The following is a 26231-nucleotide window of genomic DNA, read 5'->3' on the forward strand; positions in this document are numbered from 1 at the left end:
AAGCAGCCCCGAAGAGCCACCGGCACATCTAGTTGCGACAACCGCCACCGAAGTGATGAGCTGCCACGAGTTTGTCTGACTGAAGTTCGAATATCTACTGACATTCGTTTCAATCCAAAGGAATCTCAACCGGCCGACAAACGTCGACCGACGAGGATAATTTGGCATTGACTTAGTGCACGCTGTTGAGTTCTCAAGGATCGGGCGCACCTGACCGCACGCCTCTCGGCGCTTGTTTCAGGGCAACTGTCCTAACTTATCCGGCTCGGTGTCTCGACGCAAGTCGGCGTCCGCGGTGAACCGCGGGCGACGGCGTCGGATCTTGCCTGGGCCGGATTCGCCATCCTACGCCTCCGATCGGCTCGCGACAAGTCACGACGTTCGGAAGGGGATGTGGTCTCCACGTGAGGCGGGAGGCTCTTCGGCTCTCCTGCGCCTTTGGGGCGACGAGTTGAAATGTACGCGGCGCCGGCGGTCCGGGCCAATCAGCGAGGCATCCCGGGCGTGTCGCGCGATACTGGCCCGGTGCCGACGTCGCTGCCCGAGCCCGACCTTCCGCTGCGCGACCGACTCGCGCGGCTGGAGCGCGACGTGCCGCTCACTGTGCTGCGGGCAGGGGGGGCGGGACTCGCGACTGGCGACGTGAGCGAGGACTCCCCCGAGCATCCGGCCATCGAATGGCTCGGTGCACCCGTGGGTGGCGGCCCTACTGGGCGCGGGTATGGGGCCTGCGACTGCTGATGCACGTCGGCGTCGACGCGGGATCCGGTGCCGCGGTCGCCAGCGCGCTCGGCGATGAGGCCTGGCGCGTGCGCGAGATGGCGCTCAAGGTCGTCGCTCGGCACGAGCTCGTCGTCGACGAGGCCGCCCTGGTGGAGCTGCTGGGCGACCCCGTGCTGCGCGTGCGCGCGCAGGCAGCTCGCGCGCTCGGCCTGCGCGCTCCGTGAGGCGCGATGCGCCGCTCGCGATCAGTGCGCGAGGCGCAGGCCCGCGAGGGTCTTCTTGCCGCGCCGTAGCACCGCCACTCCCCCGGCGAGCGAGCGCCCCTCGAGGGTCTCCTCGTCGGAGTCGACCTTCTCGTTGTTGACCGTGACCCCGCCCTGCGCGATCGCGCGGCGGGCATCGCTGAGGCTCGCGCACAGCCCCGTGGCGACGAGCGCGTGCGCGACGGTCTGCGCGGGGTCGACCTCCGCGTGCGGGAGCTCGTGGAGCACCGCGGCCAGAGTGGGTGCGTCGAGCGCGTGGAGGTCGCCGCCGCCGAACAGGGCGGACGTGGCATCCATCGCCGCAGCGACGGCATCGGCACCGTGGACGAGGCCCGTCACCTCGAGCGCGAGGCGGCGCTGCGCCTCCCGCCGGAACGGCTCGTTCTCGACCTTCTCGACGTACTCCTCGATCTCGGACCGCGAGAGGAACGTGAAGACCTTGAGCCGGTCGATCACGTCGGCGTCGTCGGTGTTGAGCCAGAACTGGTACATCGCGTACGGGCTCGTGAGCTCGGGGTCGAGCCACACCGCGTTGCCCTCGCTCTTGCCGAACTTGCGGCCATCGGCGTTCGTGACGAGCGGCGTCCCGATCGCGTGCACGGCCGTGCCCTCGGCGCGGCGCACGAGATCGACGCCGCTCGTGAGGTTGCCCCACTGGTCGCTGCCGCCGGTCTGCAGCACGCAGCCGTAGTCGAGATGCAGGCGCCGGAAGTCGAGGCCCTGCAGGATCTGGTAGCTGAACTCGGTGTAGCTGATGCCCTCATCGCTGTTGAGGCGCGCGCTCACGGCATCCTTCTTGAGCATCGTGCCGACGCGGTAGTGCTTGCCGATGTCGCGCAGGAACTCGATCGCGCTCATCGGCGCCGTCCAGTCGAGGTTGTTCACGAGGCGCGCCGCGTTGTCGCCCTCGAACGAGAGGAAGCGCGAGACCTGCGCCTGCAGGTAGCCCACCCACTCGGCGACGACGGCCTCGTCGTTGAGGGTGCGCTCGGCGGTGGGCTTCGGGTCGCCGATGAGACCGGTCGAACCGCCGACGAGCCCGAGCGGGCGGTGGCCGGCGAGCTGCAGGCGGCGCATGAGCAGCAGCTGCACGAGGTTGCCGAGGTGCAGGCTCGGCGCCGTGGGGTCGAAGCCGCAGTAGTACGTGATCGGCGGGCCGTCGAGCAGCGCGGTGAGCGCCGCCTCATCGGTCGAGACGTGGACGAGGCCGCGCCAGACGATCTCGTCCCACAGCGTCTCGAAGGAGTCGTCGTTGCGCGGCTCGGTCAGGGTCACGGATGCGGCGGGCACCGCGCCAGCGTATCAACGGGCGGGCGGAGCGGCTGTCGTCGCGCTTCGCCGGAGCGCCGCGGAGAGTCCACCCTGTGCGGTTGAGCGGACAGTGATCAACCCTGCGCGGTTGCTACTGATGGAATCAGCCCGGTAGACTTGATGGGTCTCATCATCGCGAGAGGAGAATCCCGTGTTCGTCATCATCGCCGACCAGATCGACAGCCGACACGACGACGACCGTGTCGCCGGAGCGCTCGCCGACATCGAGCGCGAGCACGGAGGGAGCCTCGCCCTTCCTCCCGAGCGCACGGCCGGCGACGAGCTGCAGCTCATGACCGCGAGCGCCGAGACCGCCCTCGAGATCGCCCTGCACCTGCTGCGCGACGAGCACTGGCGCGTCGGGATCGGGCTCGGCTCGGTGCGGACTCCCCTGCCCGACAGCGTTCGCGAGGCGCGCGGGCCCGCCTTCCTCGCCGCGCGCGCCGCCGTCGAGGCCGCCGACAAACGACCCACGCACTGCGCGGTGCGCGGGTCGTCGGGAGACGAGGACCGCGTCGCCGACCTGGGGGCGCTCGTCGACCTGCTCCTGACCCAGCGGGCACGATGGAGCGAGCAGGGCTGGGAGATGCACGACCTGCTCGAGGGCGGCGACACGCAGGCCGACGCCGCCGAGCGCATCGGCATCACGCCCCAGGCCGCGAGCAAGCGCGCTCGCGCCGCGGGGCTGAGGCTCGATGCGGAGGCGCGCGCCTCTCTCAGCCGCCTGCTCGCCGACGCCGATCGCACGCAGAGCGCGATCGGCCCGACCTCGGAGGACTCCGCCGCATGATCCTGGACCCCGTCGAGCTCTCGCTCGCGCTCGCCTGGTCGGGACTCGTCGGGATCGTCTGGCTCGCCGTCGTCCTCGCCGTTCTCGCGACGACGGAAGCGCAGCCGCGGCTCGTCATCGTCGGCGTCGGCGTCGTGCTCGTGGGCGGCCTCGCCGTCGCCTCGGGTGCGAGCGACGCCCTGCCGTCGTCCTCGACGCTGCTCGCCCAGCTCGGCATGGCGGCGCTCGGCGTCGCGGGCGGCGGGCCCGTCGCCACCCTCGTCCTCGCCGCGGCCTCCCGCGGCAGCGCGGCCCCGCAAGGCACGCACGGCGGCATCCTCGTCGGGGACGGCGTCGGGCGCGAGGTGCTGCGCGGCGGCACCACGATCGGCTTCCTCGAGCGCACGATCATCGTCGCGGCGGTGCTCATCGGCCGGTGGGAGCTCCTCGCCGCGCTCATCGCCATCAAGGGACTCGGGCGCTTCCGCGACCTCGATGCGGGCGCCGCGACCGAGCGCTTCATCATCGGCACGCTCGTGAGCCTGCTGTGGGCGGGCGCGTGCGCAGGCCTCATCGTCCTCGCCTGAGCTGCCGACGCGGCGGTGGCCGCTGCCGTCGGGGGCGGGTCAGGCCGGCGGTCGACGCCGACGGGCGACCGCGGGGCGGTAGAGCGAGACCGTCGCGTCGCCGGCGATCCAGAACCGCCAGGGGTGGGCAGCGGCATCCCCGCCCGGGCCCGCGACGCCCACGCGCGGGCCGCTCGCGATGCGCTCGGTCGGCAGTGCGGGCCGCGGTTCGAGCCGCAGCCCGTCGAGATCGGGGCGGTCGAGCGGGAGGAGCGGCGAGCCCGAGTCGGCGAGCACGACGCCGAGCGCACGGGCCAGTCGAGCGGGGCCCCGGGCGAGATCGCGGTGCGGGATGGCGCGGCGCTGGTGGTCCGCTCTCCGGCGGGCGAGCGCGAGCTCGGCGCCCTCGACGACCTCCCCCGCCCGGATGAGCAGGCCCGAGGCGACCCCGGGCTCGCCCGCGACGAGGTTGACGCACGTGTGCATGCCGTAGGTGAAGTAGGCGTAGACGTGACCGGCGCCGAGGAACATCGGGCGCGTGCGCGGGGTCTCGCCGCGGAAGGCGTGCGATCCGGGGTCGTCGGCGCCGCGGTACGCCTCGACCTCGGTCAGCCGCACCGTGACCCCGCGGCCGTGCAGGAGCGAGCCGAGCAGGCGCGGCGCGACCTCGAGCGGATCGCCCGCGAGCAGCGCGACCGCCGCGGGGTCGGGCGCGCTCTGGTCGGGCGCACGCGGATCGGACGGGCGCAGATCGGGCGCGGGCCGACCGCCGCCGCCGGAATCGCTCGTGGAGCTCACGTCGCTCAGAGCGCGGCGACCCGCTCGTCGAGGTGGGCGCGCTGCGCCGCGACAGCGACCGCGGCCGTGCCGCCCGCGCCGGAGCGCGAGCCGATCGAGCCCTCGACCGTGAGAACGGCGCGCACCTCGCCCGTCAGCCGCGGGTCGATCGCGGCGTAGTCGGCGTCGCTCGGCTCGTGGAGCTCGAGGCCCGCGCGCTCGCAGTGCGCGACGAGCGCGCCCGAGATCTCGTGCGCCTCACGGAACGGCACGCCCTGCCGCACGAGCCAGTCGGCGACGTCGGTCGCGAGCGAGAAGCCCTGCGGAGCGAGCTCGGCCATGCGCGCGGTGTCGAACCGCAGGGTCGCGACCATGCCCGTGAATGCGGGCAGGAGCACCTCGAGCGTCTCGACGGCGTCGAAGACGGGCTCCTTGTCCTCCTGCAGGTCGCGGTTGTACGCGAGCGGAAGGCCCTTGAGCGTCGTCAGCAGGCCGGTCAGGTCGCCGATGAGGCGGCCGGCCTTGCCGCGCGCGAGCTCGGCGATGTCGGGGTTCTTCTTCTGCGGCATGATCGACGACCCCGTCGAGTAGCCGTCGTGCAGGGTCACGAAGGCGACCTCGCGCGTGTTCCAGAAGATGATCTCCTCGGCCAGGCGCGAGAGGTCGATGCCGATCTGCGCGGCGATGTACGCGAACTCCGCGACGAGGTCGCGGCTCGCGGTCGCGTCGATAGAGTTCTCGGTCGGGCCCGAGAACCCGAGCTCGGCGGCGACGATCCCCGGGTCGAGGCCGAGGCTCGAGCCCGCGAGCGCACCGGAGCCGTACGGCGAGCGGTCGGCGCGCGCCCACCAGTCGCGCAGGCGCTCGAGGTCGCGCACGAGGGGCCACGCGTGGGCGAGAAGGTGATGCGCGAGCAGCACGGGCTGTGCGTGCTGCAGGTGCGTGCGTCCGGGCATGACGGCGTCCGGATGCGCGTCGGCCTGCTGCGCGAGCGCCTCGACGAGGCGGCGCACCTCCGTCGCGATCGCGCGGCCGTGGTCGCGCAGGTACATGCGGATGAGCGTGGCGATCTGGTCGTTGCGACTGCGGCCCGCGCGCAGCTTGCCGCCGAGCTCGGTGCCGACCTCGGCCAGGAGGGCGGTCTCGAGGGCGCCGTGCACGTCCTCGTCCTCGGGGCGGGGCTGCAGGTCGCCCGCCCGCCAGCGGGACTCGAGCGCGTCGAGCGCGTCGCGCATCCGGCGCAGCTCGTCGGCGTCGAGATAGCCCGCCGCCGCGAGGGCGCTCGCGTGGGCGCGGCTGCCGGCGAGGTCGTAGGGGGCGAGCTGCCAGTCGAAGTGCGTCGAGCGGCTCAGTCGGACGAGCTCGGGGCTCGGGCCGTCGGCGAAGCGGCCGCCCCAGAGCGAGCCCTCGTTCGTCGCGCCGCTCATCGGGCGCCCTCCGTCGAGGCCGCGGTCAGGCCGGCGCCGCGGGACTGCCTCAGCAGCCACACCAGAAGGGCCTTCTGCGCGTGCAGGCGGTTCTCCGCCTCGTCCCAGATGACCGACTGCGGGCCGTCGAGCACGTCGGCGGTGACCTCGTACCCGCGGTAGGCCGGCAGGCAGTGGAGGAAGAGGGCGTCGTCGGCCGCGAGGGCCATGAGCCGGGCATCCACCCGGTAGGCGTCGAAAAGGGCGACGCGCGCCTCCTTCTCGTCCTCCTTGCCCATCGACACCCACGTGTCGGTCACGACGACGTCGGCGCCCGCGGCGGCCGCGTCGGCGTCGGTCGTGACGAGGACGGAGCCGCCCGTCTCGGCGGCGCGGCGCTCGGCGTCGGCGACGATGCGCGACTCGGGCGACGCCTCGGCCGGTGCCGCGATGCGCACATGCATGCCCGCGGTCGCGCACGCGAGCAGGTACGAGTGGGCCATGTTGCTCGCGCCGTCGCCGAGGAAGGCGACCGTCAGGCCGGCGAGCGCGCCGCGGTGCTCGCGGATCGTCTGCAGGTCGGCGAGCAGCTGGCACGGGTGGAAGTCGTCGCTCAGCGCGTTGACGACGGGGACGCTCGCGTTCGCGGCCATCTCCTCGAGCCCGGCGTGCGCGAAGGTGCGCCAGACGATCGCGGCGACCATGCGCTCGAGCACGCGGGCGGTGTCGGCGATCGACTCCTTCGCGCCGAGCTGGCTCTCGCCCGACTGGATCACGAGCGGCTGCCCGCCGAGGTCGGCGATGCCGACGGTGAAGCTCACGCGCGTGCGCGTCGAGGTCTTGTCGAAGTAGACCGCGACCGTCTCGGGGCCCGCGAGGGGTCGTTCGACGTAGCGGTCGGCCTTGAGGCGGTCGGCGAGGTCGAGGATCTCGGCCTGCTCGGCGGGGCTCAGGTCGTCGTCGCGCAGGAAGTGGCGGACGGCGGCCGAATCGGGCGGCGTAGCGGTCGATGATGCGGCGGCGTGCGTCATGCGGCGGCCTCCAGGCTGGCGGCGAAGATGGTCAGGAAGCGCTCGATCTCGGCGTCGCCGATGATGAGCGGCGGGGCGAGGCGGATGCTCGACCCATTGGCGGCGTTGACGATGAGCCCGCGATCCATCGCGGCGGCGACGACCGCGCCCGCGACCGGGCGGTCGAGCCCGACGCCGATCAGCAGGCCGCGACCGCGCACCTCCGCGACGAGGGGCGACCCGAGAGAGAGGATGCCCGCCCGCAGCTGCTCGCCGCGGCGAGCCGCGTTGCTCACGAGGTCGGCGCGCTCGATCTCGTCGAGCACGGCGCTCGCGACGCCCGTCGCGAGGGGATTCCCGCCGAAGGTCGAGCCGTGCTGGCCGAGCGAGAAGAGCTCGCTCGCGGCGCCGATCGTGACGAGCGCCCCGATCGGGATGCCGCCGCCGATGCCCTTCGCGAGCGCGATCGCGTCGGGCACGACGCCCTCGTGCTGAAAGGCGAACCAGTCGCCCGTGCGGCCGGCGCCCGTCTGGATCTCGTCGACGATGAGCAGCGTGCCGTGGCGCGCCGTGAGCTCGCGCGCCGCGGTGAGGAACCCGTCGGGCAGAGGCACGACGCCCGCCTCGCCCTTGATGGGCTCGAGCACGAGGGCGGCGACGTCGTCGCCGAGCGCCGCCTCGAGCGCGTCGAGATCGGTCGGCAGGTGCTCGACCCCCGGGAGCATGGGCTCGAAGGGCGCGCGCAGCGCGGGCTTGCCCGTGAGCGCGAGCGAGCCCATCGTGCGGCCGTGGAAGGCCTGCTCGAAGGCGAGGATGCGCGGCCGGCCGGTGCGGCGGGCGAGCTTGACGGCGGCCTCGATCGCCTCCGCGCCCGAGTTCGCCGGGTAGACGCGCCCCGACTCCCCCGCGCCCGTGAGGCGCACGAGCCGCTCGGCGAAGCCGACGGCCTGCTCGGTCGTGAAGTAGTTGCTCACGTGCACGAGTCGCGCGGCCTGCTCGCTCACCGCCGCGACGAGCGCGGGGTGCGCGTGGCCGAGCGCGTTGACGGCGATGCCGGCGAGGAAGTCGAGGTACTCGCGCCCGTCGACATCCCACACCGTCGCGCCCGCGCCATGGCTCAGGACGGCCATGGGGGCCGGGGCGGAGCGCATCGCGACGTGCGCGAATCGCGCGCGCACGGCATCCGTCTGCGGGCCCGCGGCGAAGCCCGCGGGGAGGGCGGTCGGGGCGGGCGTCGCGCTCACGGGGCGACCACCTCGGTGCCGATGCCCGAGCGCGTGAAGATCTCGAGCAGGATCGAGTGCGGCACGCGGCCGTCGATGATCGCGGCCTTCGGGACTCCCGCGTCGACCGCGTCGAGGCACGCCGACATCTTCGGGATCATGCCCGACTCGAGCCTCGGCAGCAGCGCGCGCAGCTCGTCGGTGTCGATCGACGACACGAGCGAGTCGCGGTCGGGCCAGTCGCGGTAGAGGCCCGCGACGTCGGTCAGGATCACGAGCTTCTGGGCACCGAGGGCCGCGGCGAGCGCCGCCGCCGCCGAGTCGGCGTTGACGTTGAGCGACTGCCCGGGCGCGTCGATGTCGGGGGCGATCGACGAGACCACGGGGATGCGCCCCGCGTCGATCAGCTGCAGCACCGCCGCGGGGTCGACCCCCACGACATCGCCCACGAGCCCGAGGTCGACCTCGACCCCGTCGACCACGGTGCCGCGCCGCTGGCCGCGGAAGAGACCCGCATCCTCGCCGGAGACGGCGGCCGCGAGCGGGCCGTGCTGGTTGATGAGGCTCACGAGCGAGCGGCTGATCTGGCCGGTCAGGACCATGCGGACGACGTCCATCGCCTCGGGGCTCGTCACGCGGTACCCGCCGCGGAACTCGCTCTCGATGCCGAAGCGTTCGAGCATCGCCGAGATCTGGGGGCCGCCGCCGTGCACGACGACGGGGCGGAGGCCGACGGTGCGGAGGTAGACCATGTCCTCCGCGAAGGCGCGCTGCAGCTCGTCGCTCACCATCGCGTTGCCGCCGAACTTCACGACGACGATCGCGTCGCGGAAGGTCTGCAGCCACGGCAGCGACTCGATGAGCGTCTCGGCCTTCGCGGCGGCGCGCGCGTGCTCGCTCGCGACCTCGTCGGGGGTTCTCAGTTCGCTCATGCCGGCCCTGTCAGCTCGAGTAGGCGCTGTTCTCGTGCACGTAGTCGTGCGTGAGGTCGTTCGTGTAGATCGTCGCGGCGGCGTCGCCCGCGGCGAGCTCGATCTCGACGACGACGGTGCGAGGCGTCAGATCGACCTCGTCGCTCGGGCGGTCGGGCGCGCCGGCGTGGCAGACGCGCACGCCGTTCATGCTCACGTCGACCGCGTACGGGTCGAAGGCGGCGCTCGTCGTGCCGATCGCCGCGAGCACGCGGCCCCAGTTGGGGTCGTTGCCGAAGACGGCGGCCTTGAAGAGGTTGTTGCGCGCGACCGAGCGGCCGACCTCGACGGCGTCGTCCTCGCTCGCGGCGCCGCGGACGTGGATCTGGATGTCGTGGCTCGCGCCCTCGGCGTCGGCCTGCAGCTGCAGGACGAGCGACATGCAGGCATCGACGAGCAGGAGCGTGAAGGCGTCGGTGTCGGGCGTGACGCCGGATGCTCCGCTCGCCATGAGCGTCACCTGGTCGTTGGTCGACATGCAGCCGTCGGAGTCGAGGCGGTCGAAGCTCAGCCGCGTGACGGCCCGCAGCGCCCGATCGAGCTCGGCCGCGGGCAGGTCGGCGTCGGTGGTCAGGACGACGAGCATCGTCGCGAGACCCGGGGCGAGCATCCCCGCCCCCTTCGCCATGCCGCCGATCGAGTAGCCGGGGCCCTCGATGACGACCGTCTTCGGAACCGAGTCGGTCGTCATGATGGCGCGTGCGGCATCCGCCCCGCCGTCGGCGGAGAGCGCGCCCGCGGCGGCCGCGACGCCCGCGAGGAGCTTCGACCGATCGAGCTGCTGGCCGATGAGCCCCGTCGAGCACACGAGAACATCGCCCGCGCCCACCTGCAGCGCCTCGGCGACGGTCTCGGCGGTCGCGTGCGTCGTCTGGAAGCCCTCCGCGCCGGTGAAGCAGTTCGCGCCGCCCGAGTTGAGCACGATCGCGCTCACCTCGCCGTCGGCGATGACCTGCTGCGACCACAGGATGGGGTTGGCCTTCGCGCGATTGCTCGTGAAGACGGCGGCGGCGGCGCGGCGCGGGCCGCGATTGACGACGAGCGCGAGATCGGCGTCCCCGCTCGACTTCAGCCCGCAGGCGACGCCCGCGGCCTCGAAGCCGGCGGGGGCGGTGACGGTCACGGGGCGAGCCCGTCGAGCGGGAGGCCGAGCGTCTCGTCGAGGCCGAGCGCGATGTTGAGCGACTGGATGGCCGCGCCCGCGGTGCCCTTCACGAGGTTGTCGATCGCGACGACGACGACCACGCGGCCGGCGTCGACGTCGACCGCGACGCCCATGAGCGTGGTGTTGGCGCCGAGCGCGTCGGCGGTCTTCGGGAACCGGCCCTCGGGCAGCACGTGGACGAAGTGCTCGGTCGCGTAGGCGTCGACCCACGCGTCGCGCACGGCCGCGGCGCTCGTGCCGGGCACGAGGCGGGCGGTGACGGTCGCGAGGATGCCGCGGCTCATCGGCACGAGCACGGGCGTGAAGGAGATCGTCGGCGTCTCGGCGCCCGCGACTCCGAGGTTCTGGAGGATCTCGGGGATGTGCCGGTGGACTCCCCCGACGGCGTACGGCGAGGCCGAGCCCATCAGCTCGCTCGCGAGGAGCTCGGTCTTGAGCGACCGGCCCGCTCCGCTCGGACCGACGGCGAGCGCGGCCGTCAGGTCGCCCGCCTCGATGACGCCGGCGCGGATGCCCGGGGCGAGCCCCAGCGTGACCGCGGTCACGTTGCAGCCGGGCACGGCGATGCGGCGCGCGCCTGCGAGGGCGTCGCGCTGGCGGCCGCTGCCGGCGTGGACGAGCTCGGGGAGGCCGTACGCCCAGGAGCCGTGCCACTCGCCGCCGTAGTAGCGGTTCCATTCGGCCTCGTTCGTGAGCCGGTGGTCGGCACCGAGATCGAGCACGAGGACGTCGCCGGGCAGCTCGGCCGCGATCGCGCCGGAGGCGCCGTGCGGCAGGGCGAGGACGACGATGTCGTGGCCGCGGAGCGCCTCGGGGGTCGTCTCGGCGAAACTCAGGTGGGCGAGCGATCGCAGGTGCGGGTGCACGTCGATGAGTCGCTGACCGGCGTTGGAGTGCGCGGTCGCGGTGCGCACCTCGAGCTCGGGGTGCGCGGAGAGGAGTCGCAGGGCCTCGCCGCCGGCGTACCCGCTCGCGCCGGCGACCGTAACGGAATACGGCATTGCTCTAGCTTAGGAGCCCGCCGGGCGCGCCGCTGACCGCGCGCGCCGCTCGGCGGTGCCGCCGCGTCGCCGCCCGCCGCGCATCCTCACCCGCGGAGCGTCGCCCCGAACAGCTCGGCCGCGCGCGCGATCCCGGCGCTCTTCGCCTCGGTCGCCTCGGCGGCCGTGAGCGTGCGGTCGGGCGCCCGGAAGCGGAGCGCGAGCGTGAGCGACTTCGTGCCGGGCTCGAGACCCGCGCCGCGGTAGTCGTCGACGAGCTCGGCGTGCTCGAGCAGGTCGCCCGCGCCCTCGACGACGGCGTCGCGCACGGCGCCCGCGGGCACCTCGACGGGGACGACGAGCGAGAGGTCCTGCGTCGCGGCCGGGAAGGTCGCGAGCGACGTCGCAGCGACCTCGCCCGAGCCGAGCGCGATGAGGCGATCGAGGTCGAGCTCGAGCACGCCGACGCGGCGCGGCAGATCGCGGTCGAGCGCTACCTGCGGCAGCAGTTCGCCCGCGTACCCGACGGTCTCGTCGCCGACGAGCAGCGCGGCGGTGCGACCCGGGTGCAGCGCGGGGTGCGACCCGGACTCGACGCGGAGAGTCGCGCCCGCGACGCTCGCGATGAGGCGAGCGGCGTCGAGCGCGTCGGCGATGCCCGACTCCTCGGCCGACTGCCCGATGCCGCGGGCGCGCCGGTCGCCGACGAAGAGCGCGGCGATGCTCCAGGGCTGGTGCGGGATGCTCTGCTCGAGCTCGGCGACGGCCTGGTCGCTCGGCCGCGCCGTGCCGAAGGGCACCGCGTCGACCCCGTACGTGCGCCCCGCCTCGGGGCGGAACACGTGCCCGAGCTCGAAGACGGCGACGTCGGTGAGGCCGCGCGAGAGGTTGCGGTGGGCGATCGCGGCGAGGCCGGGGACGAGGCTCACGCGGAGCATGCCCTGCTCGGCGTCGAGCGCGTTCGCGACGCGCACCTGCGCGACGTCGTCGCCGCCCATGAGCCGGTTGTCGGCGCTGCGGACGAACGGGTAGGCGAGCACCTCGGTGAGGCCCGCGGCGGCGAGCGCGCGGCCGACGCCGCGGCGCACCTGCTGCGAGCGCGTGAGGCCGCGCCCGGGAGGCGCGACCGGCAGCTCGGAGGGGATGCGGTCGTAGCCGACGATGCGCGCGACCTCCTCGGCGAGCGAGGGGGCGTCGACGAGGTCGGGGCGCCAGCTCGGCGGCTCGACGAGCCAGCCGTCGCCCTCGGGCTTGAGCTTGCAGCCGACGGCGCCGAGCGAGTCGGTGACCTCGTCGAGCGAGTAGTCGACGCCGATGAGCCGGTCGACGAAGCCCTCGGCGAGCGCGATCGACTCGGGGCGCTTGGCCTCGATCCACGCCGAGCCGAGCTCGTCGATCGTGCCGCCCGCGTGCTCGACGAGGAGGTCGGCGACGCGCTGGGCGGCGGGCTCGGCGACGAGCGGGTCGACGCCGCGGGCGAAGCGCTTCGACGCCTCGCTCGGGAGCTTGTGCCGGCGGGCCGAGCGCGCGATCGACACGGGGTCGAAGTTCGCGGCCTCGATGAGCACGTCGGTCGTCGAGTCGCTCACCTCGGTGCTCGCGCCGCCCATGACGCCCGCGATGCCGATCGGGCCCGACTCGTCGGTGATGAGCAGGTCCTCCGCATCGAGCGCGCGGGTCTGGTCGTCGAGCGTGACGAGCGACTCGCCCGGCAGCGCGCGGCGCACCGTGATGCCCCCTGAGAGCTTCGCCAGATCGTAGGCGTGGATCGGCTGGCCGAGCTCGAGCATCACGTAGTTGGTGATGTCGACGGCGATCGAGATCGAGCGGATGCCCGCGAGCTGAAGGCGCGAGACCATCCACCGCGGCGTCGGCCGGGTCGCGTCGACACCGCGCACGACGCGCGTGACGAACACGTCGCACCCGCGACGCCCGCGGACGGGAGCCTGATCGTCGACGACGACGGAGTAGCCGAGCCCCTCCCCCACCTCGAGCGCCTTCGCGGGGTCGCGGAAGGACGCACCGGTCGAGTGGGAGTACTCGCGGGCGATGCCGCGGATGGAGAGCGTGTACCCGCGATCGGGAGTGACGTTGACCTCGACGGCCACGTCATCCAGGCCCAGGAGGGCGATCGCATCGGTGCCGGGCTCGGCGGCGATGTCGAGCTCGGCGAGGCGGAGGATGCCGTCGTGCTCGTCGCCGAGTCCGAGCTCGCGCGCCGAGGCGATCATGCCGTCGGAGACGTGCCCGTACGTCTTGCGCGCCGAGATCGGGAAGGGGCCCGGGAGGACGGCCCCGGGCAGCGACACGACGACGAGGTCGCCGATCATGAAGTTGCGCGCGCCGCACACGATGCCGCGAACCTCGGGCTCGCCGTCGGCCGTCGTGCCCGTGCGCACCTGGCACCAGCGGATGGTCTTGCCGTTCGACTGCGGCTCCTCGACGAAGTCGAGCACCTCGCCGACGACGATCGGGCCCGTGAGAGCGCCGCCGTGGACGCCCTCCTCCTCGAGGCCGACCCTGACAAGCGCGGCGTGGACGTGATCGGCATCCGTCGCGGAGTCGCCCGACGCGGGGACGTCGACCCACTCGCGGAGCCAGCTGAGAGGGACGCGCATCAGACCACCATTCCGAACTGCTGCGAGAAGCGCACATCGCCCTCGACCATGTCGCGCATGTCGCTCACTCCGTTGCGGAACATGAGCGTGCGCTCGATCCCCATGCCGAACGCGAAGCCCTGGTAGACGTCGGGGTCGATGCCCGCGGCGCGGAGCACGTTCGGGTTGACCATGCCGCAGCCGCCCCACTCGATCCAGCGCGCACCGCCCGTGAAGGTCGGGTGCCACACGTCGAGCTCGGCGCTCGGCTCGGTGAAGGGGAAGTAGCTGGGACGCAGGCGGATGCGGGCGCCCTCGCCGAACATCGACCGGGCGATGTGCTCGAGCGTGCCGCGCAGGTGGGCCATCGTGAGGCCCTTGTCGATCGCGATGCCCTCCATCTGGTGGAAGACGGGCGTGTGCGTCGCATCGAGCTCGTCGGTGCGGAACACGCGACCGGGCGCGACGACGTAGACGGGCAGCTCGCGCTCGAGCAGCGAGCGGATCTGCACGGGGCTCGTGTGCGTGCGCAGGACGAGGTGGCGCTCGACGGGGTCGATGAAGAAGGTGTCCTGCATCGCGCGCGCCGGGTGATCGGGGTCGAAGTTGAGGGCGTCGAAGTTGAACCACTCGTTCTCGAGCTCGGGGCCCTCCGCGACCTCCCACCCCATGGCGAGGAAGATGTCGCTCATCTGCTCCATCATCGTCGTGAGCGGGTGACGGGCGCCCTGGGCCCGGCGGGCGGGGATGCCCGTCACATCGATCGTCTCGGCGTCGAGTCTGGCCTGCTCCTCCGCGACGGCGAGCTCGCCCTCGCGTGCGGCGACGGCCTGCTGCACGCGGCCCCGCGCCTGACCGACGAGCTTGCCGAGGGCGGCCTTCTGGTCGTTCGGCACGTCGCGCAGGGTCGCGTTGAGCTGCGCGAGCGTCGAGGCCTCGCCCGCGTGGGCGGAGCGCGCGGCCTTGAGGGCGGCGGTGTCGGGTGCGGCGGCGATCGCGGCGAGAGCCGCCTCGACCGCCGACTCGACCGCCGACTCGGAGATCTGGGGGGTGTCAGGCACGAGACGAGAGTCTAGCCGCGGGGCGCGACGACCCCGTGCCCCTTAAGCGCCCCCGGCGCCCGCCGTGCGGATGACCGTGGTGTCGGCGCTCTCGCCGATCGCGGCACGCGCCGCTCGTCGCGGACCGCGCCCGCCCGGCGTGCGGGAAGCGAGGCGGCGGGCGAACCACGACAGCGTGAGATTCACGATGAGGAACGCGAGCAGGGTGATCACGAAGAATGAGAAGCCGTACTGCGAGAACCCGTAGAACTCGGCGAGGGTGCGCTGGCGCCGGACGAGCTCCTCGAGGCCGACGATGTAGCCGAGCGAGCTGTCCTTGAGCAGGACGACGAGCTGGGCGACGATGATCGGCGTCATCGCGCGAAACGCCTGCGGGAACTCGATGAGCAGCCGTGCCTTGAGCGGGGAGAGCCCGAGCGCGAGGCCCGCCTCGCGCTGCCCCTTCGGCAGCGCCACGATGCCGGAGCGGAGCGCCTCGCCGATGATCGCGCCGTTGTACAGCGCGAGACCCATCACGACCGCCCAGTACTGGCTCGTCGCGAAGAGGATGAGGATGAAGAACATCATCAGCAGCACGGGCATGCCGCGGAAGAACTCGAGGACGACCGTGACGGGGACGCGCACGATCTTCAGGGAGGACAGCCGGAGCACCGCGAACACGCTGCCGACGAGCACGGCGAGCACGCTCGCGAGCACGGCGACCTGCAGCGTCACGAGGAGCGCGTTGCCGAGGGCCGCCCAGACCAGAGGGTCCTGGAAGATGTCCCACCGCTCGGCGTCGAACAGGCCTTCGCCCGCGAGGGTCGCGATGACCCACGCCAGCGCGCCCGCGAGGAGGAGTCCGGTCGCGATCGAGGCGATGAGGGACCGGCGGCGGGCCTTCGGGCCCGGGACGTCGTAGAGGACGGAGGTCATCGCATCACCGCGACCTTCTTCTCGAGCCGGTCGGCGATCCGGCCGAGCGGGATCGTCACGAGCAGGTAGCACGCCGCGACCGCGAGGAAGATCGCGATCGTCTCATCGGCGTAGGAGTTGGCCAGGCGGCGGCTCGAGGCGAAGAGCTCGAACACGAGGAACCCGCCGGCGACGGAGGTGTTCTTGGTCAGGGCGATCGTGACGTTGATGAGCGGCGGCACGACGGAGCGCAGCGCCTGCGGGATGATCACGAAGCGCGCGGTCTGACTGAACGTGAGGCCGACCGACCGGGCCGCCTCGGCCTGACCGACCGGTACCGAGTTGACGCCCGAGCGGATCGCCTCGGCGTAGAACGGGGCGGTGTAGAGCGTCAGCGCGATGACGGCGCTGATCTGGAAGTCGACGACGACGCCGAGGCGCGGGACGACGAAGACGAGCAGGAAGAACACGAGCGTGAGCGGCGTGTTGCGCAGGAGCTCGGTGAAGCCCGTCGCGACCCACCGCAGGCTCGGCACGGGCGAGATGCGCATGGCCGCGAGCACGACGCCGAGCGGCAGCGCGAGCAGCACCGTGAGCGCGAGCATGCGCAGCGTCGCGAGGAAGCCCTCGAGCAGCACGTCGCCGCTCTCGATGAGGAACTGCACGCGGTCCTCCAGTCGTCAGGTGAACGGGATGGTGCGGGGCGGCCCTGCGGCCGCCCCGCACTCCGGGTGGTGCGGCGAGCGCCTAGTAGCGGTCGACCGACGGCGGCTCGGGGACCTCGAGCACGGTGCCCGCGGTCTCCTCGTAGAGGCGCGCCCACGTGCCGTCCTCGAAGGCCTCCTCGAGCACGTCGTTGATGAACGTGCGGAAGGCGTCGTCGCCCTTGGGCAGGCCGATGCCGTAGGGCTCCTCGGTGAAGGTCTCGCCGAGCAGCTCGAACTCGCCCGGGTTCTGGTCGACGAAGCCCGAGAGGATCACGTTGTCCGTCGTGACCGCGACGACCTGGCCGTTGCGGAGCGGGTCGAGGCAGTCGCTGTAGGCGCCGGCGGCGAGCAGCTCGGCGCCGTACTCCTCGGAGATCGTCGCGGCGGGCGTCGAGCCCTCCGCGGAGCAGACCGGGAGTCCCTCGAGGTCCTCGGGGCCGGTGATGCCCTCGGGGTTCCCCGCGGCGACGATGATGTCCTGGCCGGCGACGAAGTACGGGCCGGCGAAGTCGATGCGCTCCTTGCGGGCGTCATTGATCGTGTACGTCGCGACGACGATGTCGACCTGGTCGGACTCGAGGAACGACTCGCGGACGGCCGACTGGGCCTCGGTCCACTCGATGTCCTCGAACGCGATGCCGAGCTCGGCGGCGACGAGCGCGGCGATCGCGACGTCGAACCCGACCGGCACGCCGTCGGGGCCCTGGAGGCCGAAGAGCGGCTGGTCGAACTTGGTGCCGACGCGGATGGTGCCCGCCTCGGCGAGCTCGGCCATCGTCGTGCCCTCCTCGAACTCCGGGTTCTCGGCGATCTCGAGGCTGTACGGGCCGTTGCCGGTCGCGGTCTCGCCGCCCTCGTCGGGCTCGTCCACGCCGCCGGGGCCGGCGCTGCCGGCCGGGCCGCAGGCCGTGAGGCCCAGGAGGAGCGCGGCGCCCGCCGCGCTGAGGATGGTGCTCTTCCGTGTGATGCGCATGTGCTGTACCCCTTGGTGTCGGATCGAGTGGTGCGTTTCGGAATGGGCCTGTGGAACGTGAGCTCAGTGGCTGAGGATCTTGGAGAGGAAGTCCTTGGCGCGGTCGGTCTTCGGGCTGTCGAAGAACGACGCGGGAGGAGCATCCTCGAGGATGCGGCCGTCGGCCATGAAGAGGACGCGATCGGCCGCCTTGCGCGCGAAGCCCATCTCGTGCGTGACGACGATCATCGTCATGCCGTCCTTCGCGAGCTGGACCATGACGTCGAGGACCTCATTGATCATCTCGGGGTCGAGCGCGCTCGTGGGCTCGTCGAGGAGCATGAGCTTCGGGTCCATCGCGAGGGCGCGGGCGATCGCGACGCGCTGCTGCTGACCGCCGGAGAGCTGCGCGGGCATCTTCTGCGCCTGATTGGCGACGCCCACGCGGTCGAGGAGCTCCATCGCGCGCTTCTCGGCCTCGGCCTTCGAGGTGCCGCGCACGCGCATGGGGGCGAGCGTCACGTTCTCGAGGACGGTCTTGTGGGCGAAGAGGTTGAACGACTGGAAGACCATGCCGACGTCGGCGCGGAGCGCGGCGAGCTGGGTGCCCTCCTCCGGCAGCGGCGTGCCGTCGATGCGGATCTGACCGCTATCGATCGTCTCGAGCCGGTTGATCGCCCGGCAGAAGGTCGACTTGCCGGAGCCGGAGGGCCCGATGACGACGACGACCTCGCCCTTCTGGACGGTCGTGGAGATGTCCTTGAGGACGTGCACCTCGCCAAACGACTTGTTGATCTTCTCGATCGCGACCAGCGGTTCAGCCATCAGTGCCATCCCTTCGTCCTCGGTGCGTGACCAACAGCGGATTGCGGGAGCCTAGCCCGTTGCCGATGTCGTCGGGGTAACACATCCCGAGGACGACGACGGGTGAGCGCATCGACATTGGTGACACGGCTTCACGCTAAGACCCCGAGGTCCGACCGCCGCAGGCCTTGAGCGATTCTTGAGCGAACGGCCCGGTGTGCGCTCAGCGCCTCGACTCGCTGTAGTAGGCGACGGCCCCCGGATGCAGATCGACCGGATCGGTGAAGATGGCCTGCCGTCGGTCGAGGAGCGCCGCCGCCGGCACCTCGGCCGCGATCGCGGACCGCGACTCGAAGAGCACCGCGAGCACCGCGCGCACGAGCTCGTCCGGGGCCTCCTCCGCGACCATGAGATAGTTCGGCACCGTCATCGTCGCCGTCGCCTGCGTGCGGCCGTACGCGCCGATCGGGAACTCCGCGAGCCGGTACGCGCCGCCGTGCTCGGCGTTCACGCTCTCGACCGTCTCCGCCTCGATCGGGAGGAGTCGAGCGGGCGCCTCGGAGAAGAGCTCCGCGAGCCCCGGCGTCGGGACCCCTCCCACCCAGAAGAAGCCCTCGATCTCGCCGGCCCGGAATGCGGCGATCGAGTCGGTCAGCCCGAGCGCCTCGTCCGCGACGTCCATCGGAGCGAGTCCCTCGGCTTCGAGGACGCGCGTCGCGACGATGTTGACGCCCGAGCCGGGCGCTCCGAGCGACACAGCCCGCCCCGCGAGATCCGCGATCCGCCGGATGTCGGAGTCGGAGCGGACGACCACGTGCACGTACTCGTCGTAGAGGCGCGCGACCGCCTGCACGTCGAGCGGCGCGGGGAACGCCCCGACGCCCGCGACCGCATCCGCGGCGGCGTCGCTCTGCGCGAAGCCGAAGACGGCGCGCCCGTCGGCCACGCGCTGCAGGTTGTCGACCGAGCCGTTCGTCTCGTCGACCGTCACGACCGACCCGAGACGGCTCGAGAGCGCCTCGGCGAGCTCGCCGCCGAAGGCGTAGTAGACGCCTGTGACGCCGCCGCCCGCGAGGGAGAAGCGATCGGGCGCCGACGTGGGGGCGCATCCGCTCATCGCCGCGAGCGCGATGATCGCGGTCAGGGCCGCCGCGAGCGCCCGGCGAGACGCGCGTCTCACGACGCCTCCCCGCCGGTCAGCCGCAGATGGACCGCGAGCCCGCCGCCCTCGGGCGACTCCACGCGGAGCCGACCGCCGATCGAGTGCAGGAGGTCGGTCGCGATCGCGAGGCCGAGCCCCGAGCCCGGCGTGCTGCGGTTGCGCGGGCTGCGCCAGAATCGCTCCGCGAGGTGGGCGAGCTCGTCGTCCTCCACGCCGGGACCGTGGTCGCGCACGATGATCTCGCAGCCCTCGCCGGTGTCGCTCACGGAGACCTCGACGCGGGTCGACGCCGGGGAGAACTTGACGGCGTTGTCGATCACGGCGTCCAGCGCGCTCTCCAGGATCGTGCGGTCGGTGATCGCCAGGACGGGCTCCGCCGAGCAGGCGACGAGATCGACGCCCTCCCGCGCCGCCGCCTGCGTCCACGCGTCGACCCGTCCGCGGACGATCTCGACGACGTCGACCTCGCCGGCGGCCGCTCCGCGCTCGCCGCTGCGGGCCAGGTTGAGGAGCGTGTCGAGGATGCGCGTCATGCGCCGCCCCTCCTCACGCGTCTCCTCGACGTCGCGCTCCCACTCCTCATCGAGCCCGGTCGCGAGGTACTCGACGCGAACCAGGAGCGCGTTGAGGGGATTCCGGAGCTCGTGCGAGGCATTGAGCGCGAACTCCTGCTGACGCGACATCACCCGCTCGATCTCGCCCGCCATGCGGTTGAAGATCCGGATCATGCTGCGCAGCTCGGGCGGGCCGGTCTCGTCCGCGATGCGCGCCTCGACCTCTCCGCGCTCGATCGCCTCCATCGCGCGGTCGACGCGCCGGACGGGTCGGAGCACCCAGTTGGCGAGCCGGAAGACGACGAGGATGCCGATGGTGGTCGCCAGGATCGCGCCGCCGAGCAGGAGACCCCACTGCCGGAGGATCGTCTCGCGCGCGACGTCGCCGCTCGCGGTGATGACGACGGCTCCGATCGCCTCCCCCGTGTCGATCACGGGCTCGACCATGATCGTGTCGCTGAGCGCCCACGGCGGGGCGGGCTCCGGGACCTCGCCCCGGCGGCCGGCGAGCGCGAGCTGGATCTGCGCCGTCGTCGCCTCATCGAGCACGCCCTGATCATCGGCGCCGTCGACCCAGGGGGCGCCCGACCGGTCGATGACCTGAACGCGCGTGCCGTAGAGCTCGTAGTAGCGCTCCGCCTCGCTCGCGACGACGTCGGGGCTCCCCGAGCGCAGGGCCTGCCGCGCGCTCGTCACGAAGTAGGCGACGTCGCCCAGCAGCTGCGAGATCTGCTCCTGCTGCACGCTGCGGGCGGCGCTCCACGCGTAGGCGCCGCCGAGCACGAGCAGCACCCCGACGAGCGGGACGAGGAACACGACGATGAGACGCCTGCGCACCGCTACCGCCCCGCGAACCGGTAGCCGACGCCCCGGACGGTCTCGATCAGCTCGCCCCGCCCGGTCTTGCGCCGGATCGACCCGACGTGCACTTCGAGCGAGCGGCTGAACGCGTGCCAGTCGGTCTGCCAGACCTCGCGGATGATGCGCTCGCGCGGCACGACGACGCCGGGGTACCGGGCGAGGACGGCCACGATGTCGAACTCCGTCCGCGTCAGCTCGACCGGCGCACCGCCGACGAGAAGCTGCCGGCCCGAGAGGTCGATGCGCACGTCGAGGACGTCGATCACCTGCTCCGGAGCGGGCTCCGCCGCGAGCGCGCGCGAGCGACGCGTGACCGCCTCGATGCGCGCCACGAGCTCGAGCACGTTGTAGGGCTTCACGAGGAAGTCGTCCGCGCCGGCGCGGAGGCCGCGGATGCGCTCCTGGACATGGCTGCGGGCCGTCGCGATGATGATCGGCACGCCCGAGCGCTCGCGGATGCGGCGGCACAGCTCGATGCCGTCCACGTCGGGCAGGCCGAGATCCAGCAGGACGACCTCCGTGTCGGAGCTCAGCGCCTCGAGCGCCTGCGCGCCGTCGGCGGCGCTCACCGTGTCGTAGCCGGCCTTGCGCAGGAACGCGCGGAGGGCATCCATCAATCGATCGTCGTCCTCGACGATCAGCACCGTCACGGCCGAGCCCGGTCGGTCACTCGGCCGCCGTACGACGGTGCGCGTCGTGCGATCGCTGCGCGAAGGCGCTCTCGTACAGGCACACGGCCGCGGCCGTCGCGAGGTTCAGGGACTCGGCGGCGCCGTAGATCGGCACGATGACCGCGCGGTCGGCGAGCTCGAGCTGCTCCGCGGTCAGGCCGCGCGCCTCGTTGCCGAAGAGCCATGCCGTCGGACCGTCGAGCTCGCCCGCCGCACGGACGCCGAGCAGGTCCTCCCCCGACACGTCGGCGGCGAGCACGCGGACGCCGCTCGCCCGCAGCCGGTCGAGGGCCGAGTCGAGCGAGACGCCGACCACGACGGGGATGTGGAAGATCGAGCCGGTCGTGGCGCGGACGGCCTTCGGGTTGAAGGGGTCGACGCTCGTGCCCGTGAGGATCACGGCGTCGGCGCCCGCGGCATCGGCGACGCGGATGATCGTCCCCGCGTTGCCCGGATCCCGGACCTCCTCCAGCACCGCGACGAGGCGTGGCTCGCGCGCGATGACCTCGTCCAGCCCCGTCGGGAAGAGCGCGCACACCGCGACCATGCCCTGCGGAGTGACGGTGTCGGCGATGACGGCGAGCACGGGATCGCTCACCTGCTCGATGCGGATGCCGGCGGCGCGCGCCACGTCCAGGAGCGCACGATGGCGGTCATCGGCGGCGGGCGTCACGAAGATCTCGCGCACGAGCTCGGGCCGCCTGCGCACCGCCTCGTCGACGGCCTGCGGCCCTTCGACGAGGAACAGCCCGGTCTCGGCGCGCTGGGAGCGCTTCGCGAGCTTCGCTGCCGCCCGCACGCGCGGCGAGCGCGGGTTGTCGATCATGGCGTCATGATACGGATCGCCGGGAAACGATCCGCGGCCCCGCGCCGACGGGCGGCGGATGCCCGGCCTCGCGGCGCCGGGACGCCGCGGACGACGAAGGCGCGCCCCCCGAAGAGGGAGCGCGCCTTCGTGCGAGGAGTGCTGCGTTACGCGGCGGTCTTCGGCGCCGAGGTGTCGGCCGGGAGGGCCTCCTTGGCGACCTTGACGAGCGCGGTGAACGCGGCGGGCTCGTTCACGGCGAGCTCGGCGAGCATGCGACGGTCGACCTCGACACCCGCGAGGCCGAGGCCCTGGATGAGGCGGTTGTACGTCATGCCGTTCGCGCGGGCGGCCGCGTTGATGCGCTGGATCCAGAGGCGGCGGAACTCGCCCTTCTTGGCGCGACGATCGCGGTACGCGTAGACGAGGGAGTGGGTGACCTGCTCCTTGGCCTTGCGGTAGAGGCGCGACCGCTGACCGCGGTAGCCCTCGGCGCGCTCGAGGATGACGCGACGCTTCTTGTGGGCGTTGACGGCCCGCTTGACTCTTGCCATTTTCGGTGTCCTTCAGTCTTTCCGTGCCGGCTACTTCTTGCCGATGAGCTTCTTGATGACCTTGGCGTCGGCCGGAGCCAGCACCTGCTCCCGGTTGAGACGGCGAGTGACCTCGCTCGACTTCTTCTCCAGGTTGTGACGCATACCCGCGCCCTGCTTCATGACCTTGCCGGAGCCGGTCAGCTTGAAGCGCTTCTTCGCTCCCGAGTGGGTCTTCTGCTTAGGCATTCGTTTCTCTCTTTCGTGGGCTGGAACTACTCCGCCGCGGGGGCGGGCGTCGTGGGAGCCGCGGGCTTGCCCGACGGCTTCGGTGCGTTGGCCGGCGTCGGCTTGACCGCGGCGGGCTTCGCCGTGGTCGTCTTCGCCGTGCCGGTGCGGGTCGAGGGCTTCGCGGCCGGCTTGGTCGCGGGCTTCGCCGCCTTGGCGGGCTCGGCCTTCGCCGGCTCCGCCTTCGCGGGCTCGGCCGCAGCGGACTCCTCCGCGACGGGCTCGGCCGTCACGGGCTCCGCCTTCGGCGGTGCAGCCTTCTTCGGCGCGACCTTCGCGAGCTCGGCCTCGGCCTCGTCCCGCTCGGGGGTCGGCTTCTCGGCGACGGGCGTCGTGTCCGCCTGCTTCTCCGCGGCGGGGGCCGCCGCGGCATCCGTGCTCTTCGCCGAGGCCTCCGCGCTCTTGCGCTCGGCCTTCGACTGCGCGCGAGCGGCGTTCTGCTCGGCCTTCGCGTCGGCCTTGTTCTTGAGCGGGCCGATGATCATGACCATGTTGCGGCCATCGATCGTCGGCGTCGACTCGACGGTGCCGAAGTCGGCGACGTCCTCCGCGAAGCGCTGCAGCAGGCGCACGCCCTGCTCGGGGCGCGACTGCTCGCGGCCGCGGAACAGGATCATGGCCTTCACCTTGTCGCCGGCCTGCAGGAAGCTCTCGGCGCGCTTGCGCTTGGTCTCGTAGTCGTGCTTGTCGATCTTCAGGCGGAAGCGCACCTCCTTGAGGATGGTGTTCGCCTGATTGCGTCGGGCCTCCTTGGCCTTCTGCGCCGCCTCGTACTTGAACTTGCCGTAGTCCATGATCTTGACCACGGGCGGCTTCGAGTTCGGGGCGACCTCGACGAGGTCGAGGTCGGCCTCCTGCGCCAGGCGCAGAGCCACCTCGATCTTGACGACGCCGACCTGCTCGCCTCTGGGACCGACGAGTCGGACCTCGGGGACGCGGATGCGGTCGTTCGTTCTCGGTTCGCTGATGCGAGTCTCCTCTGTCGTGATGATGTCGAGAGAGAGCGACTCCGCACGGCGCAACGCCGTGCCCACCCACGGCCCTCGCACGGCACTGCTGCCGACGAGCGGGGTGATCTGACCCGGTAACCTAGTGATGCGGTCAAGCGCGGGTGGGAGGAGTCCTCCACTTTCGTACCGGGGATCTGGCCCCGGAGCCCGCATAACGATAGCAGTACTGCGCCGCTGCGAGAAGTCGCGGCCCCTCCTCCACCCGGAAGGCCTCATGACCGAGCCCCTGAACGACGCGCCCGACACGGGTCTGGACGCCTCTCGCGACATCGCCGACGTCCCCGCCGTCGAGATCATCAATACCGTCGCCGTCCACCTGCTGAGCGCCGCCGCGGTGAAGTGCGGGCTCTCCGAGCAGGGCGAGGACGAGATCGACCTCGCCGAGGCGCGCAAGCTCATCACCGCTCTCGCCGGTCTCATCACGGCCTCGGCGCCCGAGCTCGGCGACCACCACGCGCGCGTGCTGCGCGACGGACTCCGCTCGGTCCAGCTCGCGTTCCGCGAGGCCTCGGCCTTCCCCGACGCCCCCGGCCAGGGCCCGGGCGAGAAGTGGACCGGTCCGGTCTCGTAGGGCTCTATCCGCCGTCGACCGGCAGCATGACCGGCTGGACGGAGAGCGCGTCGACGCGCTCCGCCACGATCGGGTCGGATGCCCATCGAGCGCTCATCGCGCCGATGACCTCCCGCAGGCGGTCGGCCCCGACGCCCGGCGCGACGGCGAGACGCACGACGATCTCCGGCCCGCTCCCGCGCAGCTCCGGGTCGCCGCCCACGGGCGCCACCGCCACGATCTCGGTGTGCTCCTCGGCCGGACGCGCGATCGCCTCGACGACCTCGGGGTCGTCGATCGCGGGCACCCAGGCCGTGCCGCGCGCGATCGCCCAGACGGCGGGTCGCGGCAGCACGAGCTCGTCGCCGCGCGCGTCGATCACGACGCGATCGGTCTGCTCGCTCGCGGCGGCGAGGGCCACCCGCTGCGCGGTCGCGGGCACGGGACGGGCATCCGGTCGCCAGGTCGACATGGCCGCGACCGAGGAGAAGACGGGCAGGATCGGACGGCCGTCGGGGCCGGCGACGGTGATGATCGAGAGCTCCTGCGTCTTGTCGATGCGGACGCCGTGCTCGTTCTCGCCCTCCTCGCCGGCGACGGCGACGAGCGGGATGAGGAATCGGCAGTCGGCGATCGCGGCGACGAGGCCGCTCGCGCTCAGCTCGCCTGCGCGGAAGGCGCGCATCCCCTCGACGTAGGCGTCGGGCGCCGAGCCGTCGTCACCGGCGGCGGGGTTCGGGGTGAAGCCGCGGCCGGCCCAGGGCTGGCCGGCGGAGTCGGTCGCGGACATCGTGAGCGGCGACCGTCGACGTCAGTTGCCGGCGACGTCGAGGGCTTCGGGCAGCGTGAACGCCCCGGCGTAGAGCGCCTTGCCGACGATCGCGCCCTCGAGGCCGAGCGGCACGAGCTCGCGGAGCGCCGCGATGTCGTCGAGGCTCGAGACGCCGCCGGAGGCGATGACGGGGCGGTGGGTGCGCTCCATGACGTCGCGGAGCAGCTCGAGGTTGGGGCCGTTGAGCGTGCCGTCCTTCGTGACGTCGGTCACGACGTAGCGGGCGCAGCCGGCCTCCTCGAGGCGCTCGAGGACGTGCCAGAGGTCGCCGCCCTCCTCCGTCCAGCCGCGCGCCGCGAGGGTCGTGCCGCGGACGTCGAGGCCGACCGCGATGGCCTCGCCGTACTCGGCGATGACGTGGGCGGCCCACTCCGGGTTCTCGAGGGCGGCGGTTCCGAGGTTGATGCGCTTGGCGCCCGTCGCGAGCGCGGCCTCGAGACTCTTGTCGTCGCGGATGCCGCCCGAGAGCTCGATGTTGACGTGGCGCGGGACAGCCTTGACGACCTTCTGGATCATCTTGCGGTTGTTGCCGCGCCCGAAGGCAGCATCGAGGTCGACGAGGTGGATCCACTCGGCGCCGTCGTTCGCCCACTCGAGGGCGGCGTCGACGGGGTCGCCGTAGCTCGTCTCGGTCCCGGCCTCGCCCTGGGTGAGTCGGACGGCCTTGCCGCTCGCGACGTCCACCGCCGGGAGCAGCGTGAGGGCGGGGATTCGAGAGAACTCGCTCATAACAGTCTTCCTGTGGGTGCGTGTGCGGTGGTGGAGGGCATCAGGGTCGGCCCGGGC

At 72.4% G+C, this 26231-nt stretch carries 27 protein-coding genes; 4 read left to right on the top strand and 23 right to left on the bottom strand.

All coding sequences use genetic code 11. From position 1 onward, the window contains the following. Window positions 1-740: 740 nt before the first annotated feature. Window positions 741-947, top strand: coding sequence for a hypothetical protein (locus tag Q7T15_RS09480; protein ID WP_304695637.1), 207 nt, complete (start codon window positions 741-743; stop codon window positions 945-947). Between the two features lie 21 nt (window positions 948-968). Here the strand turns inward: Q7T15_RS09480 and tyrS are convergent, their stop codons facing one another. Further along, window positions 969-2276: a tyrosine--tRNA ligase gene (gene tyrS, locus Q7T15_RS09485; RefSeq protein WP_304695639.1), complete on the bottom strand. Its 1308-nt coding sequence runs from the start codon at window positions 2274-2276 to the stop codon at window positions 969-971. A 172-nt stretch (window positions 2277-2448) separates the two neighbouring features. Here tyrS and Q7T15_RS09490 point away from each other — a divergent pair, with 172 nt between their 5' ends. After that, a complete protein-coding gene (locus Q7T15_RS09490) occupies window positions 2449-3087 on the top strand; it encodes a SatD family protein (RefSeq protein ID WP_304695641.1) in 639 nt (212 codons plus the stop codon). Next, window positions 3084-3653: a hypothetical protein gene (locus tag Q7T15_RS09495; protein ID WP_304695643.1), complete on the top strand. Its 570-nt coding sequence runs from the start codon at window positions 3084-3086 to the stop codon at window positions 3651-3653. Before Q7T15_RS09490 ends, Q7T15_RS09495 begins: the two co-directional genes overlap by 4 nt. A 39-nt stretch (window positions 3654-3692) precedes the next feature. On the opposite strand, the gene Q7T15_RS09500 is transcribed toward Q7T15_RS09495, so the two are convergent. From Q7T15_RS09500 to infC, 20 genes are all read right to left on the bottom strand, one after another. Further along, the gene (locus Q7T15_RS09500; protein WP_304695722.1) at window positions 3693-4322 is read right to left on the bottom strand and encodes a DNA-3-methyladenine glycosylase; all 630 of its coding nucleotides are present in this window, start codon (window positions 4320-4322) and stop codon (window positions 3693-3695) included. Window positions 4323-4435: 113 nt separating this feature from the next. Beyond that, on the bottom strand, window positions 4436-5836 hold the full coding sequence (gene argH, locus Q7T15_RS09505; RefSeq protein ID WP_304695645.1) for an argininosuccinate lyase: 1401 nt from the start codon (window positions 5834-5836) through the stop codon (window positions 4436-4438). Next, window positions 5833-6846 (bottom strand): ornithine carbamoyltransferase, encoded by a 1014-nt coding sequence (gene argF, locus Q7T15_RS09510; RefSeq protein WP_304695647.1) that lies wholly within the window; start codon window positions 6844-6846, stop codon window positions 5833-5835. The genes argH and argF overlap by 4 nt, the downstream gene beginning before the upstream one ends. Next, window positions 6843-8003 (bottom strand): acetylornithine transaminase, encoded by a 1161-nt coding sequence (locus Q7T15_RS09515; RefSeq protein ID WP_304695724.1) that lies wholly within the window; start codon window positions 8001-8003, stop codon window positions 6843-6845. Before Q7T15_RS09515 ends, argF begins: the two co-directional genes overlap by 4 nt. Before the next feature lie 62 nt (window positions 8004-8065). Next, the gene (argB, locus tag Q7T15_RS09520; RefSeq protein WP_304695650.1) at window positions 8066-8980 is read right to left on the bottom strand and encodes an acetylglutamate kinase; all 915 of its coding nucleotides are present in this window, start codon (window positions 8978-8980) and stop codon (window positions 8066-8068) included. Between the two features lie 10 nt (window positions 8981-8990). Beyond that, window positions 8991-10142 carry a bifunctional glutamate N-acetyltransferase/amino-acid acetyltransferase ArgJ gene (gene argJ / locus Q7T15_RS09525; protein ID WP_304695652.1) on the bottom strand — a complete coding sequence of 384 codons (1152 nt, stop codon included), beginning with the start codon at window positions 10140-10142 and terminating at the stop codon, window positions 8991-8993. After that, window positions 10139-11185, bottom strand: a complete 1047-nt coding sequence (argC, locus tag Q7T15_RS09530) for an N-acetyl-gamma-glutamyl-phosphate reductase (RefSeq protein WP_304695654.1) — start codon at window positions 11183-11185, stop codon at window positions 10139-10141. The genes argJ and argC overlap by 4 nt, the downstream gene beginning before the upstream one ends. A gap of 86 nt (window positions 11186-11271) precedes the next feature. Further along, on the bottom strand, window positions 11272-13782 hold the full coding sequence (pheT, locus tag Q7T15_RS09535) for a phenylalanine--tRNA ligase subunit beta (protein ID WP_304695656.1): 2511 nt from the start codon (window positions 13780-13782) through the stop codon (window positions 11272-11274). Continuing rightward, window positions 13782-14822 carry a phenylalanine--tRNA ligase subunit alpha gene (pheS, locus tag Q7T15_RS09540; protein WP_304695658.1) on the bottom strand — a complete coding sequence of 347 codons (1041 nt, stop codon included), beginning with the start codon at window positions 14820-14822 and terminating at the stop codon, window positions 13782-13784. Before pheS ends, pheT begins: the two co-directional genes overlap by 1 nt. Window positions 14823-14864: 42 nt before the next feature. Continuing rightward, window positions 14865-15737, bottom strand: coding sequence for an amino acid ABC transporter permease (locus Q7T15_RS09545; RefSeq protein WP_304695661.1), 873 nt, complete (start codon window positions 15735-15737; stop codon window positions 14865-14867). Then, window positions 15734-16381 (bottom strand): amino acid ABC transporter permease, encoded by a 648-nt coding sequence (locus Q7T15_RS09550; RefSeq protein ID WP_182490468.1) that lies wholly within the window; start codon window positions 16379-16381, stop codon window positions 15734-15736. The genes Q7T15_RS09545 and Q7T15_RS09550 overlap by 4 nt, the downstream gene beginning before the upstream one ends. 82 nt (window positions 16382-16463) lie before the next feature. Then, window positions 16464-17396 (bottom strand): glutamate ABC transporter substrate-binding protein, encoded by a 933-nt coding sequence (locus Q7T15_RS09555; RefSeq protein ID WP_304695664.1) that lies wholly within the window; start codon window positions 17394-17396, stop codon window positions 16464-16466. 63 nt (window positions 17397-17459) lie between these two features. Further along, the gene (locus tag Q7T15_RS09560) at window positions 17460-18200 is read right to left on the bottom strand and encodes an amino acid ABC transporter ATP-binding protein (protein ID WP_370689134.1); all 741 of its coding nucleotides are present in this window, start codon (window positions 18198-18200) and stop codon (window positions 17460-17462) included. A gap of 202 nt (window positions 18201-18402) precedes the next feature. Continuing rightward, window positions 18403-19359 carry a TAXI family TRAP transporter solute-binding subunit gene (locus Q7T15_RS09565; RefSeq protein WP_304695666.1) on the bottom strand — a complete coding sequence of 319 codons (957 nt, stop codon included), beginning with the start codon at window positions 19357-19359 and terminating at the stop codon, window positions 18403-18405. Further along, window positions 19356-20732 (bottom strand): HAMP domain-containing sensor histidine kinase, encoded by a 1377-nt coding sequence (locus Q7T15_RS09570; protein ID WP_304695668.1) that lies wholly within the window; start codon window positions 20730-20732, stop codon window positions 19356-19358. Before Q7T15_RS09570 ends, Q7T15_RS09565 begins: the two co-directional genes overlap by 4 nt. Window positions 20733-20734: 2 nt before the next feature. Next, complete coding sequence (locus tag Q7T15_RS09575) at window positions 20735-21406, bottom strand: response regulator transcription factor (protein WP_304695670.1); 672 nt, start codon at window positions 21404-21406, stop codon at window positions 20735-20737. Window positions 21407-21422: 16 nt separating this feature from the next. After that, window positions 21423-22253: an RNA methyltransferase gene (locus Q7T15_RS09580; RefSeq protein ID WP_304695672.1), complete on the bottom strand. Its 831-nt coding sequence runs from the start codon at window positions 22251-22253 to the stop codon at window positions 21423-21425. A gap of 146 nt (window positions 22254-22399) precedes the next feature. Beyond that, window positions 22400-22786 carry a 50S ribosomal protein L20 gene (gene rplT, locus Q7T15_RS09585; protein WP_055855609.1) on the bottom strand — a complete coding sequence of 129 codons (387 nt, stop codon included), beginning with the start codon at window positions 22784-22786 and terminating at the stop codon, window positions 22400-22402. Between the two features lie 30 nt (window positions 22787-22816). After that, window positions 22817-23014, bottom strand: a complete 198-nt coding sequence (gene rpmI, locus Q7T15_RS09590; protein WP_304695676.1) for a 50S ribosomal protein L35 — start codon at window positions 23012-23014, stop codon at window positions 22817-22819. 26 nt (window positions 23015-23040) lie between these two features. Continuing rightward, entirely contained in the window at window positions 23041-24087 is a 1047-nt protein-coding gene (gene infC, locus Q7T15_RS09595) for a translation initiation factor IF-3 (protein WP_304695678.1), read from the bottom strand. Between the two features lie 190 nt (window positions 24088-24277). Here infC and Q7T15_RS09600 point away from each other — a divergent pair, with 190 nt between their 5' ends. Continuing rightward, a complete protein-coding gene (locus Q7T15_RS09600; protein ID WP_304695680.1) occupies window positions 24278-24634 on the top strand; it encodes a DUF1844 domain-containing protein in 357 nt (118 codons plus the stop codon). A gap of 4 nt (window positions 24635-24638) precedes the next feature. Here the strand turns inward: Q7T15_RS09600 and Q7T15_RS09605 are convergent, their stop codons facing one another. Together Q7T15_RS09605 and priA are read right to left on the bottom strand one after the other, a co-directional pair. Beyond that, window positions 24639-25403: an SseB family protein gene (locus Q7T15_RS09605; RefSeq protein WP_304695681.1), complete on the bottom strand. Its 765-nt coding sequence runs from the start codon at window positions 25401-25403 to the stop codon at window positions 24639-24641. A 21-nt stretch (window positions 25404-25424) separates the two neighbouring features. Beyond that, the gene (gene priA / locus Q7T15_RS09610; RefSeq protein ID WP_055855622.1) at window positions 25425-26174 is read right to left on the bottom strand and encodes a bifunctional 1-(5-phosphoribosyl)-5-((5-phosphoribosylamino)methylideneamino)imidazole-4-carboxamide isomerase/phosphoribosylanthranilate isomerase PriA; all 750 of its coding nucleotides are present in this window, start codon (window positions 26172-26174) and stop codon (window positions 25425-25427) included. Window positions 26175-26231 lie beyond the last annotated feature (57 nt).

This window comes from Microcella sp. (genome assembly GCF_030645145.1).
Classification (GTDB): Bacteria; Actinomycetota; Actinomycetes; order Actinomycetales; family Microbacteriaceae; genus Microcella.

Excerpts from the sequence above, each read along its gene's own strand:
- argC (WP_304695654.1), bottom strand. The coding sequence starts at position 11,185 with ATGCCGTATTCCGTTACGGTCGCCGGCGCGAGCGGGTACGCCGGCGGC.
- Q7T15_RS09555 (WP_304695664.1), bottom strand. The coding sequence starts at position 17,396 with ATGCGCATCACACGGAAGAGCACCATCCTCAGCGCGGCGGGCGCCGCG.
- rpmI (WP_304695676.1), bottom strand. The coding sequence starts at position 23,014 with ATGCCTAAGCAGAAGACCCACTCGGGAGCGAAGAAGCGCTTCAAGCTG.
- priA (WP_055855622.1), bottom strand. The coding sequence starts at position 26,174 with ATGAGCGAGTTCTCTCGAATCCCCGCCCTCACGCTGCTCCCGGCGGTG.
- argB (WP_304695650.1), bottom strand. The coding sequence starts at position 8,980 with ATGAGCGAACTGAGAACCCCCGACGAGGTCGCGAGCGAGCACGCGCGC.
- argH (WP_304695645.1), bottom strand. The coding sequence starts at position 5,836 with ATGAGCGGCGCGACGAACGAGGGCTCGCTCTGGGGCGGCCGCTTCGCC.
- Q7T15_RS09480 (WP_304695637.1), top strand. The coding sequence starts at position 741 with ATGCACGTCGGCGTCGACGCGGGATCCGGTGCCGCGGTCGCCAGCGCG.
- Q7T15_RS09580 (WP_304695672.1), bottom strand. The coding sequence starts at position 22,253 with ATGATCGACAACCCGCGCTCGCCGCGCGTGCGGGCGGCAGCGAAGCTC.
- Q7T15_RS09495 (WP_304695643.1), top strand. The coding sequence starts at position 3,084 with ATGATCCTGGACCCCGTCGAGCTCTCGCTCGCGCTCGCCTGGTCGGGA.
- Q7T15_RS09545 (WP_304695661.1), bottom strand. The coding sequence starts at position 15,737 with ATGACCTCCGTCCTCTACGACGTCCCGGGCCCGAAGGCCCGCCGCCGG.
- Q7T15_RS09600 (WP_304695680.1), top strand. The coding sequence starts at position 24,278 with ATGACCGAGCCCCTGAACGACGCGCCCGACACGGGTCTGGACGCCTCT.
- argF (WP_304695647.1), bottom strand. The coding sequence starts at position 6,846 with ATGACGCACGCCGCCGCATCATCGACCGCTACGCCGCCCGATTCGGCC.
- Q7T15_RS09560 (WP_370689134.1), bottom strand. The coding sequence starts at position 18,200 with ATGGCTGAACCGCTGGTCGCGATCGAGAAGATCAACAAGTCGTTTGGC.
- pheT (WP_304695656.1), bottom strand. The coding sequence starts at position 13,782 with ATGCGCGTCCCTCTCAGCTGGCTCCGCGAGTGGGTCGACGTCCCCGCG.
- rplT (WP_055855609.1), bottom strand. The coding sequence starts at position 22,786 with ATGGCAAGAGTCAAGCGGGCCGTCAACGCCCACAAGAAGCGTCGCGTC.
- Q7T15_RS09605 (WP_304695681.1), bottom strand. The coding sequence starts at position 25,403 with ATGTCCGCGACCGACTCCGCCGGCCAGCCCTGGGCCGGCCGCGGCTTC.